19 protein-coding genes are annotated in these 17,803 nt (G+C 35.8%); 7 read left to right on the top strand and 12 right to left on the bottom strand.

Annotation, left to right across the window (positions count from 1 at the left end; translation table 11 throughout):
* Positions 1-16: 16 nt before the first annotated feature.
* From SH601_RS07385 to SH601_RS07375, 3 genes are all read right to left on the bottom strand, one after another.
* Positions 17-280: a hypothetical protein gene (locus tag SH601_RS07385; RefSeq protein WP_319957634.1), complete on the bottom strand. Its 264-nt coding sequence runs from the start codon at positions 278-280 to the stop codon at positions 17-19.
* A gap of 87 nt (positions 281-367) precedes the next feature.
* Positions 368-568, bottom strand: coding sequence for a hypothetical protein (locus SH601_RS07380; protein ID WP_319957633.1), 201 nt, complete (start codon positions 566-568; stop codon positions 368-370).
* 33 nt (positions 569-601) lie between these two features.
* The gene (locus SH601_RS07375; RefSeq protein ID WP_319957632.1) at positions 602-988 is read right to left on the bottom strand and encodes a CotO family spore coat protein; all 387 of its coding nucleotides are present in this window, start codon (positions 986-988) and stop codon (positions 602-604) included.
* 263 nt (positions 989-1,251) lie between these two features.
* On the opposite strand from SH601_RS07375, the gene SH601_RS07370 reads away from it, so the two are divergent.
* Positions 1,252-1,737: a CotY/CotZ family spore coat protein gene (locus SH601_RS07370; RefSeq protein ID WP_319957631.1), complete on the top strand. Its 486-nt coding sequence runs from the start codon at positions 1,252-1,254 to the stop codon at positions 1,735-1,737.
* A gap of 195 nt (positions 1,738-1,932) precedes the next feature.
* Positions 1,933-3,474, top strand: coding sequence for a glycine betaine uptake BCCT transporter (locus SH601_RS07365; RefSeq protein WP_319957630.1), 1,542 nt, complete (start codon positions 1,933-1,935; stop codon positions 3,472-3,474).
* Between the two features lie 35 nt (positions 3,475-3,509).
* Here SH601_RS07365 and SH601_RS07360 read toward each other — a convergent pair whose 3' ends face one another.
* Together SH601_RS07360 and mgtE are read right to left on the bottom strand one after the other, a co-directional pair.
* A complete protein-coding gene (locus tag SH601_RS07360; protein WP_319957629.1) occupies positions 3,510-3,905 on the bottom strand; it encodes a thiol-disulfide oxidoreductase DCC family protein in 396 nt (131 codons plus the stop codon).
* A 12-nt stretch (positions 3,906-3,917) separates the two neighbouring features.
* The gene (gene mgtE / locus SH601_RS07355) at positions 3,918-5,282 is read right to left on the bottom strand and encodes a magnesium transporter (protein ID WP_319957628.1); all 1,365 of its coding nucleotides are present in this window, start codon (positions 5,280-5,282) and stop codon (positions 3,918-3,920) included.
* A gap of 137 nt (positions 5,283-5,419) precedes the next feature.
* Between mgtE and prpE the strand changes: the two genes are divergently transcribed.
* Entirely contained in the window at positions 5,420-6,154 is a 735-nt protein-coding gene (prpE, locus tag SH601_RS07350) for a bis(5'-nucleosyl)-tetraphosphatase PrpE (protein ID WP_319957627.1), read from the top strand.
* A gap of 106 nt (positions 6,155-6,260) precedes the next feature.
* Here prpE and SH601_RS07345 read toward each other — a convergent pair whose 3' ends face one another.
* Genes SH601_RS07345 through yjbM form a run of 3 tightly spaced genes read right to left on the bottom strand, consistent with a single transcriptional unit; the run spans position 6,261 to position 8,611 of the window.
* Positions 6,261-7,160, bottom strand: coding sequence for an RluA family pseudouridine synthase (locus SH601_RS07345; protein ID WP_319957626.1), 900 nt, complete (start codon positions 7,158-7,160; stop codon positions 6,261-6,263).
* A gap of 8 nt (positions 7,161-7,168) precedes the next feature.
* Positions 7,169-7,972, bottom strand: coding sequence for an NAD kinase (locus tag SH601_RS07340; RefSeq protein ID WP_319957625.1), 804 nt, complete (start codon positions 7,970-7,972; stop codon positions 7,169-7,171).
* A 15-nt stretch (positions 7,973-7,987) separates the two neighbouring features.
* Positions 7,988-8,611: a GTP diphosphokinase gene (yjbM, locus tag SH601_RS07335; RefSeq protein WP_319957624.1), complete on the bottom strand. Its 624-nt coding sequence runs from the start codon at positions 8,609-8,611 to the stop codon at positions 7,988-7,990.
* A gap of 131 nt (positions 8,612-8,742) precedes the next feature.
* Between yjbM and SH601_RS07330 the strand changes: the two genes are divergently transcribed.
* From SH601_RS07330 to SH601_RS07315, 4 genes are all read left to right on the top strand, one after another.
* Positions 8,743-9,330: a CYTH domain-containing protein gene (locus SH601_RS07330; RefSeq protein ID WP_319957623.1), complete on the top strand. Its 588-nt coding sequence runs from the start codon at positions 8,743-8,745 to the stop codon at positions 9,328-9,330.
* A gap of 177 nt (positions 9,331-9,507) precedes the next feature.
* Positions 9,508-9,909, top strand: a complete 402-nt coding sequence (locus SH601_RS07325) for a globin domain-containing protein (RefSeq protein ID WP_319957622.1) — start codon at positions 9,508-9,510, stop codon at positions 9,907-9,909.
* On the top strand, positions 9,906-10,799 hold the full coding sequence (locus tag SH601_RS07320) for a ClpXP adapter SpxH family protein (protein ID WP_319957621.1): 894 nt from the start codon (positions 9,906-9,908) through the stop codon (positions 10,797-10,799). Before SH601_RS07325 ends, SH601_RS07320 begins: the two co-directional genes overlap by 4 nt.
* Positions 10,800-11,887: 1,088 nt before the next feature.
* Positions 11,888-12,064 (top strand): hypothetical protein, encoded by a 177-nt coding sequence (locus SH601_RS07315; RefSeq protein ID WP_319957620.1) that lies wholly within the window; start codon positions 11,888-11,890, stop codon positions 12,062-12,064.
* A 49-nt stretch (positions 12,065-12,113) separates the two neighbouring features.
* Here the strand turns inward: SH601_RS07315 and pepF are convergent, their stop codons facing one another.
* The 4 genes from pepF to mecA all read right to left on the bottom strand — a co-directional run bounded on the left by pepF (position 12,114) and on the right by mecA (position 17,400).
* Positions 12,114-13,925, bottom strand: coding sequence for an oligoendopeptidase F (pepF, locus tag SH601_RS07310; protein ID WP_319957619.1), 1,812 nt, complete (start codon positions 13,923-13,925; stop codon positions 12,114-12,116).
* Positions 13,926-13,978: 53 nt separating this feature from the next.
* Complete coding sequence (locus SH601_RS07305) at positions 13,979-15,067, bottom strand: competence protein CoiA (protein WP_319957618.1); 1,089 nt, start codon at positions 15,065-15,067, stop codon at positions 13,979-13,981.
* Between the two features lie 52 nt (positions 15,068-15,119).
* Positions 15,120-16,514 (bottom strand): MDR family MFS transporter, encoded by a 1,395-nt coding sequence (locus tag SH601_RS07300; protein ID WP_319957617.1) that lies wholly within the window; start codon positions 16,512-16,514, stop codon positions 15,120-15,122.
* Between the two features lie 202 nt (positions 16,515-16,716).
* Positions 16,717-17,400 carry an adaptor protein MecA gene (gene mecA / locus SH601_RS07295; RefSeq protein ID WP_319957616.1) on the bottom strand — a complete coding sequence of 228 codons (684 nt, stop codon included), beginning with the start codon at positions 17,398-17,400 and terminating at the stop codon, positions 16,717-16,719.
* Between the last annotated feature and the right edge of the window lie 403 nt (positions 17,401-17,803).

The raw sequence follows: 17,803 nt of genomic DNA, 5'->3' as shown, positions 1-17,803 counted from the left end.
ATCCCATGAACAGTTATTAAACAGATGCTTCAAAATGTTTCCCTTTACCCGTTACGCCCGCATAAGCAGTATCATGCACGACTAGTTCAGATGGTTGGCTTTTTATTGATGAAGTCATCTTTCTTTTTTTAAAGGATTCTTTTGTTTTCATTTTACGGTCATGCATGCCTAACTGGATTGGGTAAAGCCTCTCTATTGGAAATGGATCTTGTGTAGACCGCTGTACACGATTATGGTATTGCTGATACTGATAATGTTCAACTGGTATGATATAACCCATACTTTCCCTCTCCCTTCATGCTTTCCCTTTATAATCTATACCCATATTTTCGTTCACTAAAACTTCTTTATGACGGTCTTGCTTAGATTAAACCCATGAAAACGGTGGACGTTCGTCTCTATCGTCTTTCTTTTCTTCTACCTCTTCTATACTGTCCAGTTCTTGTTCTTCTTGTTCCATTCCTCTTGGACCAAAGAAATGGTCATGACGGCGATTTGGTTCAATCCTTACATTATCCGCTTTAATAACTAAATCCTTTACATAAATTACTTTCTTTTTTTCTGACATTTAATTTTTACTCCTCTCCATAAATATATGCTATTAGAACCCCACCAGATTGATCTCGGTAATTCGTCTCAAAGGAATGACTACTGGTTGATTTCTACTTGCAACCCTCATCACTACTTTCCCTTCGTCTTCATCTACAATTATTCCTATATATGTTTTTTTATCTGTAACTACTTGGCATTTTACTCTTGGTGCATGAAACGGCATATTAGCGAAATACCGCACCTTTTCTTCCATTGTCATATCCATTACTTTTTTCTTTTCCTCATTTTTCTCTTCAACATATTTATCGGTTTGTTCTTCTGCCTCCTGATCTGTTGTTGAATGATAATGTGATTGCATGACTCGAGATGGTTCAGCTATTTTCGGTTGCGCGATATAAAGCTTCGGAATATATTTCTTTTCATTAACAGAGTCCATCTATATATCCTCCTTCTTTACCTTTCACCATTCATATCTTTGCTGTTACGGTAAAGGTTCATTTTTCACGTCTTAAGCATCCGCAATACTCTCACTCACTGATTGAATTCTCCCTTTATAAAACCAGCATATGTTATTAGCCTATTGTTGGTGAAAGTTTCATGTTATTTATTTAGAATTCATGATAAACGTCCATACACATACGTCATTACTACATAGATTATTAGTGTTAATGAATAGTTTAAAATTGGAGGAATGATTATATGGGTAGAAAAGATGATTGCCGAGATGATGTAGTAGACATCAGTAGTGAAAATTGTGTGTGTGACGTTGTCAGAGCGATTGCAGATGCGCAAGAGAACGTTGTAGAAATGGAATGTGATGTAAGCTGCGCACGGTCCATCCAGGATTTGGTATCCCCTGTGAGAGGGAATGGTTTAGATACAGTTCCATTTATCTTATACGATAAAAAAGGGAAACCATTCAAAGGTTTTGGAGCAGAAATCCGTGATGGTCGCTTTGAATGCTTTAGTAGCTTTATCTTCCGCGTAAATGAAGTAGACGAAGATGAGTGCTGTGCAATTCTAGAATTACTTGTATTCGATGACGATGACAAAGCTTGTGGTGATCCTTGCGAACAATTAAACAACGAAAAAGTTGATGATTTATCACGTACAGGTATCTGTATTACCGTTGACTTAAATTGTTTCTGTGCAATTACTTGTTTACCAGCTGTCTCATTATTTTAACCTACAGCTCTTCCGGTATTTACCATCCGGAAGAGCTTTTTTTCTGTTTTCCTCTGTTATCACTTGAAGTGTACACACAAAATTTGATACAATTCGACTCGTTATGTGGAAATTTGAATATTTTTCTCCTAATAGGGTATAATAAGTTGAGCACTTTTTCGTCATAGTAAAAAAACAACTTGAAAGGATGTTTTGATGAAGAAAGCGACAAAAGTATTTTACATATCTATTGCGATCTCTCTTATATTTATTATTTGGGGCGTAATTCCTGATAGCATCTTAGCAAATTGGAATTTAGATAATGTAACCTCCTTGATTCAAGGATTTCTCGTAACAAGATTCGGTTGGTTTTATTTATTAGTTACAACCGCGTTCGTTATTTTTGCTATATTCTTGATTGTTTCCAAATACGGTAATATTGTATTAGGAAAAGATGGAGATAAACCGGAGTTTAATTATATAACATGGTTTGGTATGTTATTTAGTGCAGGAATGGGAATTGGACTAGTATTTTGGGGGGCAGCAGAACCTATCTCACATATGCACTCTCCTCCGTTCACACCAAATTCTGACGCAGATGCAGCACAAATAGCGATGCAACACAGTTTCTTCCATTGGGGTTTCCACCCATGGGCAGTATATGCAACATTAGCAATGGCGCTCGCCTATTTTCAATTTAGAAAAGAGGAACCTGGTTTAATTAGTAGTACATTAAAACCACTTTATGGAGATAGAATGAATGGTGGATACGGAACATTGATTAATGTAATTGCCGTATTTGCTACTGTTTTCGGTGTTGCAACATCTCTAGGACTTGGCGCTCAACAAATTGGTAGTGGGCTAGAATTTATTACTGGTAGTATTCCTAACACTGTACAAACACAACTAATTATTATCGGAGTTGTAACCGTGTTGTTTATGTTATCAGCCCTAACAGGATTAAAAAAGGGTATCAAGTATTTAAGTACTTCAAATATTATCGTTGCCTTTTTATTAATGTTATTCCTTCTATTCACTGGACCGACTAACTTTATTATGAACTTCTTCACGACTACATTAGGGTCCTACATTTCCAATTTACCAGAAATGAGCTTCCGCATGGCACCATTTAATGATGATAATGCTCATTGGCTTGAGGACTGGACTATTTTCTATTGGGCATGGTGGATTGCTTGGTCTCCATTCGTTGGTACATTTATTGCGAGAATATCTCGTGGACGAACAGTTAGAGAATTTGTCATTGGTGTTCTATTAGTGCCAACAATATTTGGTGCACTATGGTTTAGTGTATTTGGCGGATCTGCTATTCATTTAGAAATGAACGAAGGCTTAGATGTGTATAATATCATGCAACAATCAGGTACAGAAGTAGCCTTATTCACTGTATTAGATAGTTTCCCTTTAAGTACCGTAATGTCCGTGTTAGCAGTACTATTGATTAGTACATTCTTTATCACGTCTGCAGATTCTGCAACCTTTGTGCTTGGAATGCAAACGACAAATGGACAATTAAACCCTAATATAAAAATTAAAGTTATTTGGGGAGTTATACAGTCAGGTATTGCTGCTGTGTTATTATGGCAAGGTGGTTTAAAAGCATTACAGACTGCCTCGATTTTAGTGGCATTCCCGTTTGCGATTATCATGATCATGGTTATCATATCCATTAGTAAAGCATTCAGAGAAGAAGCTCGACTTTATACATTGAAGAGAAGAAAACGTGAAAATAATAATTAACATATAAAAAGGCTATCTCGTGAGAGATAGCCTTTTTAGTTATCTAAAAATCGTTGTCTTATATCGGGGGATGGTACCATACATTGCTCTTGTTTGCCAAACCAACGATAACGTTTTTTTGCGATGAATTGATATACAACATCACGAATTGGTCGTGGAACAATGCGAAAAATGGCAAAGAGTTTATATGCACCTTGCAGCTGTCCTGCGATTTTTAAGACAGCCGTTGATTTTGTATACACCCGCTCACCTTCAATCAAGATGATAGTATCTAAATGAGTTGAAATGTGTCGCTCTTGAAGTAATTGTTGAGCTACTTCACTTTGCAAGGAAGCAAATTGAAAGGTACCTGTTGGATCACGTTTGATGATAAACTGCACACTACTACTACACAAATTACAGACACCATCGAAAAGAATCACTTTTTGCACCTTAACACTCCCTTACACAAGATAACTTAAAAATGTTGTTGCTAAGCCAAAATAAATCACTGTAGAAATTAAATCATTCAATGTTGTAATAAACGGCCCCGAAGCTACCGCTGGATCAATGTTTAATCGGTGCATAATAAGTGGAATGATTGCACCAGATACCGTAGCAACCAATAATGTAGCCATAATTGCTACACCAACTAATAGCCCTAGATAAATATTTTGTTGCCAAAGCATAACAGTAAGTGTAATCAGTACACCGCATGTCACACCTGTAAGCAAACCTGTTTTTGTTTCATTCCAAATAAGTGATACTTTCCCTCTCTTCTCACTCTCACCTGTTGAAATACTTCTAACAGCGACAGCTAGAGCTTGCGTACCTGTATTACCAGCCATACCACCAATTACTGGGATAAAAATAGCAAGTACTGCTACTTCTTCTAAAGAATCTTGGAATCGCTGGATAACACTTGCTGTTATCATTCCTAAATACAGTAATAATATTAACCAAGGTAACCTTTTTTTCGCAGAGGCAAGAGCAGTACTACCACTTGATTCCACATCTGAAATACCAGCTAATTTAGAGTAATCATCACTTGCTTCTTCTTCCATAACATCCATAATATCATCAACAGTGATAATACCTAACAGATGTTCTTGGAAATCAATTACTGGGAGCGCAAGGAAGTCATAGTCACGCATCATCTTAGCAATGTCTTCTTGATCCTCCCCAACAGGTACAGATACGACTCGATCACTCATTACATCTTGAATAAGCCAGTCACCTTCTGCGATAATTAAATCTCTTAGTGAAATAACACCGACAAGCTTTTTAAAGGAATCGACAACATAAATATAATAAATCGTCTCGGCATCAGGTGCTTCTTTTCTTAAATGCCTCATAGCATCTTTCACCGTCATTTTAGTCGTTATGACTACATATTCTGTCGTCATAATACTACCAGCTGTTTTCTCTTCATAATGAAGCAATTCTTTTATTTCAGCCGACGATTTCTTGTCCATTATCGTTAAAAAACTTGCCACTTTATTCTTATCTAATTCATTTAATAAATCGACAGCATCATCTGTTGACATATGCTCCAAAATTTTCGCAGCAAAACCTGGTACCATTTCAGTTATAAAGTCAGTAACTAAATCTTCATCCACTTGCTCAATCACATCTGCCATTTCTTCTGGTGACAGATAAGAGTAAATTAAAAAGCGAATTTGTTCCTCTTGTTCTTCAAAGATTTTTGCTTGGTCATATGGGTGCAACTCTAAAAATTCTGCACGAAATTGATCAATCTGTTCATTAACCAATGCCTGTTCAATTTTCTCCCACATTTCCATTCGTTCGTGTTGTTCTAAATGCTCCATAAGCAATCCCTCCTCTACTGTTAAAATAATAACATATATCGGGAAAGAATCGTAACTTTCACTGATTATTTATGTATTTTGTATTACACTAAAGATAACGGAGTAAGATGAAAATATGAATACTAGGAGTTAACGAGATGAAATTAGATATTATTGGCGATGTGCATGGCTGTTTTGAGGAGCTTCAGTTATTATTAAAGAAATTAGGCTATCAAGAACAACACGACAAGTTCCTTCATCCTGAGAATCGAAAAATAGCATTTGTCGGTGACTTAACAGACCGTGGTCCACAATCACTCGATGTTATACGCTTAGTTTATCAGCTTGTGATCGAGCAGCAAATAGCCTACTATGTTCCAGGTAATCATTGCAACAAGTTATACCGTTTTTTCTTGGGTAACAATGTAAAACAACAACACGGTTTAGAAACAACTGTTGCTGAATACGAACAACTAACAGATAAAGAAAAAACGGAAATAAAAGAAATGATGATGACACTTTATGAAAAAGCTCCACTATACCTCGAGCTTGATCCATTACAACTAGTGATTGCACATGCTGGTATTCCAGAAAAGTACATCGGTCGACATGATAAGAAAGTAAAAACATTTGTTTTATATGGTGATATTTCTGGCGAAAAGCATCCTGACGGAAGACCAATTCGCCGTGATTGGGCACAGAATTATCATGGAGATAAATGGATTGTTTATGGACATACCCCTGTATTAGAGCCTCGTTTCATTCATAATACCGTCAATATTGATACAGGATGTGTCTTTGGTAATAAACTAACCGCTTTTCGCTTTCCTGAGAAAGAAATCACCAGTGTTCCATCAACAATGCCTTTTGTGGAAGAGAAATTTAGTTATTAGTACTTTAGCGATACCCACTTTCACTTTATCACGGTGCATGGGTCCGTAAAACTCCCACTGATCGAAGTCTCACTTTATATGAACGACAAAAAGTCTTCGAGTAGTGTCAACTACTCGAAGACTTTTTTATGCTTACGTTTATATCCTCTGCTAACGGAATTTCAAATGCGAGTTTTTCCTTGGTGATAGGATGTTCAAACGCCAGCTTATGGCAATGTAATGCTTGACGCTTGAGAATCGACGTATCACCACCATAAAGACTATCTCCGATAAGCGGGTGTCCTAGGTAAGAGAAATGGACACGAATTTGGTGTGTTCGGCCTGTTTCTAATTTCACCTCTACAAGAGATTCGTCCTCATATTCTTGTTTCACTTGATAATGTGTGATAGCTCGTTTTCCTACCTGAGACACCTCTCTTTTGATGATGGAATCTGGCGCACGATCTATTGGATAATCAAGTATACTCGCTTTTTTGTCTAGTTTGCCTGATACAATAGCTTGATATCTTCTGTTTATCTTTCCATCTTGTTGATACTGAAATAAAATGGAATGACTATACCGATGCTTAGCAATTAATAATAAACCAGATGTGTCTCTATCAAGCCTTGTAACAACATGGACAGTATAAGGGATTTGTTTCGTATTATAGTAATGAATAATTCGATTGCTAAGTGTATTTTCTGGATGATGTAACCCCGGAATTGTCGCAAGATTTGGTGGCTTATTAATAACAAGCACATCCTCATCCTCATAAACGATGTCAATTGGTTTATTTTCTGGCTTTAACCAATCACTCCTTGATTCAGGAGGAAACACGACTTCCACTACATCATTTTCCACTAATTGATAGCGGACCGTCACACTTTCATCATTCACTAACAACTTACCTCCATCAAATTTAACAGAGGTTAAAATCGCTCTAGATATCCCTTTTACTCTCATTAAATATTCTCGCAACAATAAGCCTTCATGTGACTTATCTATTTTCCATTTCAATACTTCCACCTACTACATTAAGCTCTTTCATCTGAAATAAAGGAATCATGTACTCTTTTCCAGAATGGTAATGCTCGAAAACGGGCAAAGCGAATTTTCTCATCAGAAACACGACATTCAATTCTATCAATGCTGTCATACTTATCTGTATGATGGTCAATCGTAATCAATAAACTACGATCATGATATAAGGGTAGGAATTCACACACATGATGGCTAGGCAATATTAGTGGCGAGCCAATTGTACGAAATACTCGGTTATTGATCGATGCCATCTCGGTAATTTGCATCGCATTAAGAGACGGATGAAGAATTGCTCCACCCAACGCTTTATTGTATGCCGTACTTCCTGATGGTGTTGATACACATAACCCATCACCACGGAATCGTTCAAAGTGTGATCCTTTAATAAGCACATCCATCGCAACTGTGCTATCAATGGATTTAACGGATACTTCATTTAAAGCAATAAATTGCTCTGTCTGTTCATCGACTGAATGAAGCTTAACATCAATCAGCGGATACTCTACGACATCAAAAGGCTTCTTGGCAATTTCAATAATTAATTTTTCCACTTCATCAGGAAGCCAGTCTGCATAAAAACCTAAGTGGCCTGTATGAACACCAATAAATGCCGTTTCTTTTAGACGATGCTTATACGTATGAAATGCTTCTAAAAATGTACCATCACCACCGACAGAAATAACAAGCTCAGGCTTTTCTTCATCATATTCGAGCGAAAAATCAGTTAAATACTGCTTAATCCTTGACTTGATTACCTCTGATTTGTTGTCTTTTCTCGACAGAATTGCAAAACGCATGGCTATTTCCCCCATTTATTTATCGTGATTATCCTTATTCGTTTTGAATACTCGTTGTGCTTCTTGTATTTCATCCTTAATTTTCGCCATTTCTTCATCTAATTTAAACGCAGCTTCTGCCGCACGCTTTAATCTAGCACGTACTTTTTCCGGAATTTGTCCTTCATATTTATAATTTAGTGAATGTTCATTCGTTGCCCAGAAGTTCATCGCTAACGTTCGAATTTGGATTTCCGCGATAATCTTACGCTCACCGTGAATAGATTCAACTGGATATGCAATGATTAAGTGGTATGAACGATAACCACTTTCCTTTTTATGATTAATATAATCTCTTTCTTCAATTACTTCAAAGTCATTTCGCGACCGAAGCCTGTCTACGATATCATAAATATCATCAACAAACTGACACATCACTCGAACTCCTGCTATATCTTGCATTTCTTCAATATTATTTATATGTATATTTCTTCGCTTCATTTTTTCTTTAATACTTGATATTGGCTTTACTCGTGCCGTAACAAACTCTATTGGCGAATGGTTTGATTCATGTTCAAACTGTGATCGCATTCCTTTTAACTTAACTTTTAATTCTTCTACCACCTGTGAGTAAGGTGCTAAGAATTTTTTCCAATTCATGTCTTGCACCACCTATGTATACATTATCTGTCTATATTTTATCACATATCACCCCTAAGCAGTAACGATTGCTCCTATCGAAATTTTTGCTTTTTGTTCAAGAATAATTCACAATAGAAAAAAATGAAAGGGTGATTAAAATCAAACAGGAAATCGAAATTGAATTTAAAAACCTGCTAACAGAAGAAGAATATCAACAACTAATTAATCATTTCTCTTCTAGTAATCAGCAAATAATCCATCAAAAAAATCATTATTTTGATACATTTGATTTTCAGTTAAAGACACATAAATCAGCACTACGCATTAGAGAAAAGAAAGACCAATTCCAATTAACATTAAAACAGCCTAATCCAAATGGACCTGGCTTGTTAGAGACACATTGTACTATAACAGAAAAGGAAGCTAAACAGTTTATTAACGGAACGATTATAGATAAAGCACCAATCACACATGCACTAACTAAGGTGAATATTCCTATTGATCAATTGCGTTATGGCGGTGCACTCGAAACATATCGCATCGAACACGATTATCAACAAACAACACTTGTCCTTGATAAAAGCCATTATAACAACCATATCGATTATGAATTAGAGCTAGAAGCAAGCAGTGAAGAACATGGCACCGAAGTATTTAACACTCTATTGGAACAATGGGCTATTCCAAAACGAAAAACACCGAATAAAATTGAACGATTTTATCATACAATAAAGTGAGACTTATCAGAAGGTTTGCTTGTTTTTATACCTTAATATAAAGTAAATGTTAGTCAACTCCTTAGCTCCTTTGTATCATCAAAAACACATAAGTTGCTAGTTCTATGTAAAGACTGTTACAATATAGGAACATAAAGAGAGACATCAAGTAACATGAAATGAAAGGTTTGGAGGAATATGAGAGAAGAAGTAGGCTCCATTTATGAAGCAATTGGAGGACAAGATAAAATTGATGAATTAGTTGAGGCTTTTTATGCACGTGTGTCTAAACATCCTGATCTAATTCCCATTTTCCCAGATGATTTTACCGAAGTAGCGCGAAAACAAAAACAATTTTTAACTCAATTTTTTGGCGGTCCACCACTATATATTGAAGAACATGGGCACCCTATGATGAGAAAGCGTCATTTGCGCTTTCCTATAACCCCAACACGGAGAGATGCGTGGTTAGCTTGTATGGCAGGGGCTTTAGAAGAAGCAAAAATTGAAGAACCAATTCGAAGTGCAATGTTTGATCGGTTAACATTAACAGCCAATCACATGATGAATACGCCTGATGAGAAAGGAGAATCATTGTGAATTGGAACTCAGCAGGGTCTTGGCAACCTCAAGACCGCAACCAAACAACACATTATCACTTTATTGATGTTTTAAAGAAGCCAATTGAAATATATTTATTTATCGATCCACTCTGTCCAGAATGTTGGTCATTGGAACCATATATTAAGAAACTTACGATTGAATATGGGCGATTCTTCACGATTCGAACGATTTTGACTGGTCAATTAACAAACTTGCATAAAGATAAATTTGAAAAACCACGTAAATTAAAAGATATTTGGGAAAAAACAGCTAGTCGTACCGGAATGAGCTGTGATGGAGACCTTTGGATTGAGAATCCGATTCAACACCCATTACTTGCTTCTATTGCTATAAAAGCCGCAGAGTTACAAGGAAAAAAAGCTGGCAAGCGATTTTTACGCAAACTACAGGAAGCAGCCTTTTTAGAGAAGCAAAATATTTCTAACGAGGAAGTGTTAGTAGCCTGTGCGAAGGAAATACATCTTGATATCGAGGAATTTCGTAAAGATCTCTCCTCTCATTCATCGGAGAAAGCATTACAATGTGATGTAAAGCTAACAAAGGAAATGGATGTAGACTACATGCCAACAATGGTCTTCTTCAATGAATCAGAAGATGATGCTGGTCTAAAAATATCTGGTATCTATCCTTACGAAATTTACGTAAAAGTGTTAAAGCAAATGTTACAAAAAGAACCACTTCCTGCGAAGAAACCGAAATTAATTGATTTCATCTCCCACTACGATTTTGTCGGCACAAAAGAAATCGCAGTAGTATACGATTGGTCAATTGATAAAGCCGAAAAAGAGATGAAAAAGCTACAATTAAAACAACTAGTAGAAAAAGTACCTGTTAAATTCGGTTACTTCTGGAAATATATAAAGTGAGCCCTATCAAGAAGTTAGCGTATATTTATTCCTATTTACTTCCTTGTAATAACCCGCATTACGGACTCACCCACCGTGATAAAGGGACTTTTAATCTTTATATTCCTACCAAAACGGCATTTGCTATATTTTATAGCAAGTGTCGTTTTTTATATACACAACACTTTTCTGTACACAAAAAATGCAAAAAGATTTATTACAGACCCATCCTTTATACACAGTCTAAAAGCGAGAGTGAGTGGTGACTCATGTTAGTTACTCAACGAAATGCGCTCACTCATTCTGATTGATAGCTAGTGGACATCTTATCGCTACGTCAGAATACTACGCTTTCCATGGGCACGGCTTCAACTAACTTTTCAACAAGAGCGGTTGAAAAGCGGATTTTCAGCTCGCGCTGTTCCCATAGGAGTCTCCGTATTCTGCCTTCGCTAGATTTACACGTTCTGATGTTTGAGAGAAAACAACGAAGGTTCTATGTCCATAAAACACGATGATCGCATGTTGTGCTAAGGGTAGAGATATCCGTGCTACATATAAAAAGCAATTTCCTACCCGGGATATGATTTTAACATGTTTCTACTTGCAAACATTAGATCGCATCACATAGCGGAGACAAAACACGAAGACTCTTGCGGGAACAGTACGAGCTGAAGATCCACTTTGGGAAGTGGTTTTCTTCCCAAAGTTAGCTGAAGCCGTACCCGCAGAAAGCGTAGTGTTTTGTCGGAGCTTATGTCAGCACTCATCATCAATAGAATGGGAGAAAGTCTAGCCCGCAGGAGACTCTCGCTTTTAGACTGCGTAAGTTTGACTAATTTTCTTTTTAAAAGCTCCATATGAATAACAAGACCCTTTAAACATCAATGTTTAAAGGGTCTTGTTTACCTATTACTAGATAAGGGATGGGAGAAAGTTTCAGGTCAAACAAAGGGGTTGTTTGTTTAACTTATCTTTACTATATCAATCCAATTGACGAATGACAATAGGTATGTTCAGTTTTTCACAAAAGTGTCACACTTCTATTCTCATAACTGCTAACATACGTATATACTACTGATATCTTCTTTTGGGAAGGTGGTGTGGAAATGAAGTTATTACTAATCATTCTACCGCTCTTCGCTTTTATTTTAAACATTTTTGGATTGATGCGTTTGATTCCTCTTTATTTCACTATACCATTATTATTTATTACCATTCATACGACACTTTATTTTTGGCAAGATAAAAAACAATTTAAAGGATTTGCTAAAGTGCACAAATAAGTAACAAGCAAAGACCACACATTGCGTTACATATGTGTGGTCTTTATTTTTACTTATTAATTTCTTCTAATAATTGTTCCATTTCGTCTAGCTTTTCTTCGAAGACTTTTAATGCATTGATTACCGGTGTTTTCTCTGTCATATCTACGCCAGCTTTTTTCAGTACTTCGATTGGATAATCACTGCTTCCTGCTTTTAAATATCCAAGATAACGTTCTACTGCAGGCTCTTTTTCTTCTAAAATTTGTGCTGCTAATGATTGTGCAGCTGCAAATCCAGTTGCATATTGATACACATAATAATTGTAGTAGAAGTGTGGAATACGCGCCCATTCCAAACCAATTTCCTCATCGACAACAATATCATCACCAAAGTATTGTTTATTAAGGTCATAATATACTTCCGTTAAGCGGTCAGCAGTTAATGCTTCGCCATCTTGTGCTAATCGATGAATCTTATGCTCAAATTCTGCAAACATTGTTTGTCTAAATACTGTACCGCGGAATCCTTCTAAGAAATGATTTATTAAATATAGTTTTTCTTTCGGATCCTCTGTTTTTTCCACTAAATAATTGTTTAACAATGCTTCATTACATGTAGATGCTACTTCCGCTACAAATATCGAGTAGTTACCATAACGATATGGCTGGTTTTCATGTGTATAATAACTGTGCATGGAGTGACCTAACTCATGTGCCAAAGTAAACAAATTATTTAAATTGTTTTGCCAATTCATCAAAATATATGGGTTTGTGCTATAAGAACCAGAAGAATATGCCCCACTTCGTTTTCCTTTGTTCTCTTCCACATCAATCCAACGCTCTGTAAAAGCACGTTGCATTACATCCAAATATTCATCACCTAATGGTTTTAATGCCTCTGTTACTGTTTTTTGTGCTTCTTCATACGTAAATGACATATCTACTTCTTTCATCAGTGGTGTATATAAATCATACATATGCAACTCGCCTAATCCAAGCACTTTCTTTCTTAAAGCTACATAACGGTGTAATAATGGTAATCCTTCATGAATCGCTTCAATTAAGTTGTCGTGTACTTTTTCTGGAATATTGTTGTTGTCTAACGCAGCTTGACGAGCTGAATCATAGTTATGAACCTTTGCATAAAAATTATCTTTTTTCGTTACACCTTGTAATGTAGAAGCAAAAGTGTTTTTTAATTCACCATATGTTTCGTACATAGCTTTAAAAGCATCACGACGAACATTTTGATCTTTCGCTTCAAGGAAATTGATGAAGCGTCCGTGCGTCAACTCTACTTCATTTCCCTCTTCATCTTTCACAGTTGGGAATGTTAAGTCAGCATTATTTAACATACCAAAAGTTTGCGATGAACTATCCGTAACCTCTGATGCCTCCGCTAATAAAGCTTCTTCCTTTTCCGATAATACATGTGGACGCTGACGGTTAATTTCATCTAGTGTATGTTTATAAAGTTGTAATCCTTCATGCTCTTGTAAATAGTTCGTTAATGTTTGTTCATCCAATTTTAAAATCTCTGGTACAATAAAGCTCATTTTACTGGAAGCAATCGTAATTAAATTCTCTGCCTTCCCATTCAATGCCTGGTAAAATGAATTTGTTGTATCTTGATCGTAACGCATGTGTGCATATGTATAAAGCTTGCTTAATCGCTCTGATACTTCATCTTGTAATTGAAGTAGCTGATAAAGACTTTCTGCACCATCTTTTAATTTACCTTGAAAGTCATCAAACTTAGGTAATAATTGTTTGACTTCTTCCCATTCTTTATTCCAGTCATCATCGGTCGCAAAAATATCCTCTAACTTCCATGTTAACTCCTCAGGTATTTCTGAACGTTTTGGTAAAGATTTGGCCATATTGATTCCTCCTACTAACTATTATTCCCTTATTATATCGTAATTAATTCAATTCATACAATTGTATGCACTACTTTATAAGAAATATTCGAAACCTTCTGCAAAATATTTATATGCACTAATTGCTGCAAATATTCACCGATAGGGTCTTGGTTCACTTGAATTAAAGGAAAATGTTCTGCTGGGAGGTAATGCTTTTGAAGTAAGTATTGTGCTTCTTGTATCGTAAATATATCATGTGTTAAGAAGAGTTCTACATATAGCTTTGATTGCCATATCCACGGAGGGGTTTTCATTTGAAATTGTGTAGTGATTGGAAAATAACTATATGTAGGTAGTGATTGAACGGTTAACTGATGAAGATATAGCCATTGACGCCAATTCGTTTCTTCCTGATAATAATTCGGGGCCGGACGGTGTTTCCATTTACTCTTATACTTATGCCAATAAGAATGAAATGATTGCCGATTTCGAGTTCTAACCTTGAACAAATCTTGAAATAGTGTAGACGAGAGGGATTTCACATGTAATACTCCATATGTGAGTGTTTTGGATAGGAAAATAATATCTTGATAAATAATCCATTTCTTTTCATCAGAACAGTAATAATATAGACTGATTGGAAATGATGGATGGAATTGATGTAAGAACGCTTGGTTCGCCGAGGGAATGTGAAGGGAGCTTGCGGCCTTTCTTCTTAACTTATTCGCACCTAATATCCAAATTGGGATAATGCCTATTGAGCGATATCCATTCGTTCTTTCCATTATTTCATTACGTGAAATAGTTGCACATTGATATTCAATCGCTATCCGTTTTTTATTAACTTCTAGATAGATATCTGCTCGTTGCTTAATGGCTGGAAGATAGTATTCTAAATGTACTGTAAATCCTTGTTTCTTTAACCATACGTAAATATCTTTCTTACCATTTTCATGATAGATTCCTTCTCCAGTACTTAGTGTACAGTTTGTTTGCTTTTGATGTGCAAAATGCGGCGTATTCTTCCAACCTGCCTTTATCAACACTTTTTCTTTACAACCAGGACAATAAAAGTTTTTATCTTTAATTTGCTTGATTTGTTCTCGCGCTAATTGCCATAAAGGAACGAGATCACCTTGTTCATTTTCTGCTTGTAACAAAAAATCACCTCCTAGTAGATATATTCTACATAGAGGTGATTTTTCCTGCTTCTTAAGCAGTTTTTCTAGGGTTCGAATTTTTAATGAAGAATGCTAATATAAATCCTACTACAGAGATAAATCCTGCTACTAAGAAGGACATGTTAACACCATGTATCATTCCTGAAAGACCGTCTTCTGGAATCGCATGACTAATCATAACAGAAACAAGTAATGCCGTACCGAGAGCACCAGACATTTGGCGCATTGTATTATTCATTGCTGTACCGTGCTGAATCACTTCATTAGGTAACGTATTTAATCCTGCTGTTGTAACTGGCATCATGACCATTGCAATCCCTAACATCCGAATAGCATTAACAATCACAATATACCAGTAACTAGTATCAGTTGTTAAAATAGCAAATAGGAATGTCGTAACACTTAAGATTGCCAAACCAATAACGGCTAACCATTTAGCACCAAATTTATCAAACAAACGTCCCGTTACCGGGTTCATAATCCCCATTAAAACCGCACCCGGTAATAAAGCTAATCCTGAATGTAATGCATTAAAGCCTAAAGAATCCTGCATCATGAGTGGGATGATGATCGCTCCCCCGATCATTGCTAAAAAGGAAACCATCCCAATTACTGTTGTCAAAGTAAACATATTGTACTTAAAGATACGAAACTCTAAAATAGGTTTTTCTAGCTTAAATTGTCGGCGTATAAAGAAGAATAGTGCAATAGCACCAACAATTAATGGAATAAGTACCATTGTACTTAACCACTCATGATTGACGTCGCCTGCCATACTGAAACCATAAAGAATTCCACCAAACCCTAATGTAGATAAAATAATCGATAACATATCTAATTTAGGATATGTTTGTTTCGTCACATTCACTAACATTTTATTCGCAATGAATAAATCAATCACAGCAATTGGAAGGACTACGTAGAATAGACTTCTCCACGGAAAGGTTTCTACTAACCAACCTGATAAAGTTGGACCTATTGCTGGAGCAAAGGCAATAATCATACCGAATAAACCCATTGCTGTTCCACGTTTTTCAACTGGATAAATAAGAAACATAATGGTTTGCATAAGCGGCATTAATATACCTGCACCTGCTGCTTGCAAGACTCGTCCAATCATTAATACAGAAAAACTTGGAGCAATAGCCGCAACTAATGTACCTAATGCAAAGCTTCCCATTGCTGTTAAAAATAACGCTCTAGTCGTAAAACGTTCGATTAAAAAAGCTGTTACAGGAATCATAATCCCGTTAACCAGCATAAATATGGACTGTAACCACTGTGCTGTAGCAGCATCAATTTGTAAATCCTCCATTATATGAGGAAGAGCTGTTCCTAGTAATGTTTGATTCAAGATAGCGACGAATGCTCCAGACATTAACACAATCATTAATGGGGTTCGCTTTATCTCTCCTTCATTATTCATACTTTTCCTACTTTCTTTTTTAGCATATAAAATTTAGGATAACATAAATTATTTCGACTTTCGAAACAAACGCCTCATTTTTTATTGTTTACCCTTTTTATAAAAAAATGCAGTAACTCCCGAGCTAATTGTTACCATTCCATTCCCTTGTGCAACAAGCTTAAACACAAGAAAAAAACTAAGCATCTAATAAGATACTTAGTTATCGTGAAAAGTGTTCACTTATTTGTTCAAGTGCATCTTCTTCAAAAATGACATTACCGTATTCCTCCACTAGAAATACTGTTACAGACGATTCTTGACCATATTCTAAAATTTGACTAATCAAATCTTCTTGCTCATCATCAGATAAATAATCCTCATCAAAACGAGTGACTAACATATATTGTCCATTATAGGAATATAACTCATCTTTCATACCAATAACAGGCTCAAAAACATGACTTAATTGAATAATATCTTCTAACTCTTTAAAATTAACCACCACAACAAAATCTTGGCCATATTGCTGTTCGATATCTGGGATGTTTTTCTCTGGTGGACCAAATTTTTCTTCTAGAAGAGCTTCAATTTTATCATCTACAGGCATATCAATTGTTTTACCTGATTCAGTAGGTAATTGTAAATTTTGACCATCTTTTGATAATTGCGCCTTAGTGACAACAATTTCTAAACCTTTTTCAAGTGCCTGCACTTGTATCCATAACGGTCCGTCAAACTGAAATTCTTCTTCGTTATAGTTGACTTCATCCATTACTTGCCAAAAAAGCTGTTCACTTTTCTCACGATTATACCAAATTTCCTCACGATCAAAGCCACGATCTTCGATGTCCATGTAAGAGATATAAAACTTTATTGTATTTTCATTGATTCTTTCTATTTCCATCCTGTAACTCTCCCTTCTTACGATAAATGATTGGGCTTGAAGGGATAACTATTCATCTATCTAAACCCTTATATATTAATACCCTTTTGGTCACCCTTATATATGTTTAGAGTGTTAACACCATTGTATGATAAATTCGGTATATTTGAAAACATAAATACCCAAAAAATTAAAATTACTTTTAACAATGTATTAATTATAGATTGTAGCTTATTATATCCATTTTGTCACTCGATAAATACTCTATTCGTAAAGCGAGATTTAATCAATGATAGCATTAATTTCACACTGATTAAGAAGTTAACTTCTGTTTATTCTCCCCTTAACTTCCTCTTTACAATTCGAACCTTGAAATAGGGGGTTACAAACATTTGCAACCTGGTAAAAGTCAATAAAGTTAAAA

Origin of the sequence: Gracilibacillus pellucidus (genome assembly GCF_033949965.1) — a bacterium.
Classification (GTDB): domain Bacteria; phylum Bacillota; class Bacilli; order Bacillales; family Amphibacillaceae; genus Gracilibacillus; species Gracilibacillus pellucidus.
This window is presented reverse-complemented; position numbering and strand designations above follow the sequence as displayed.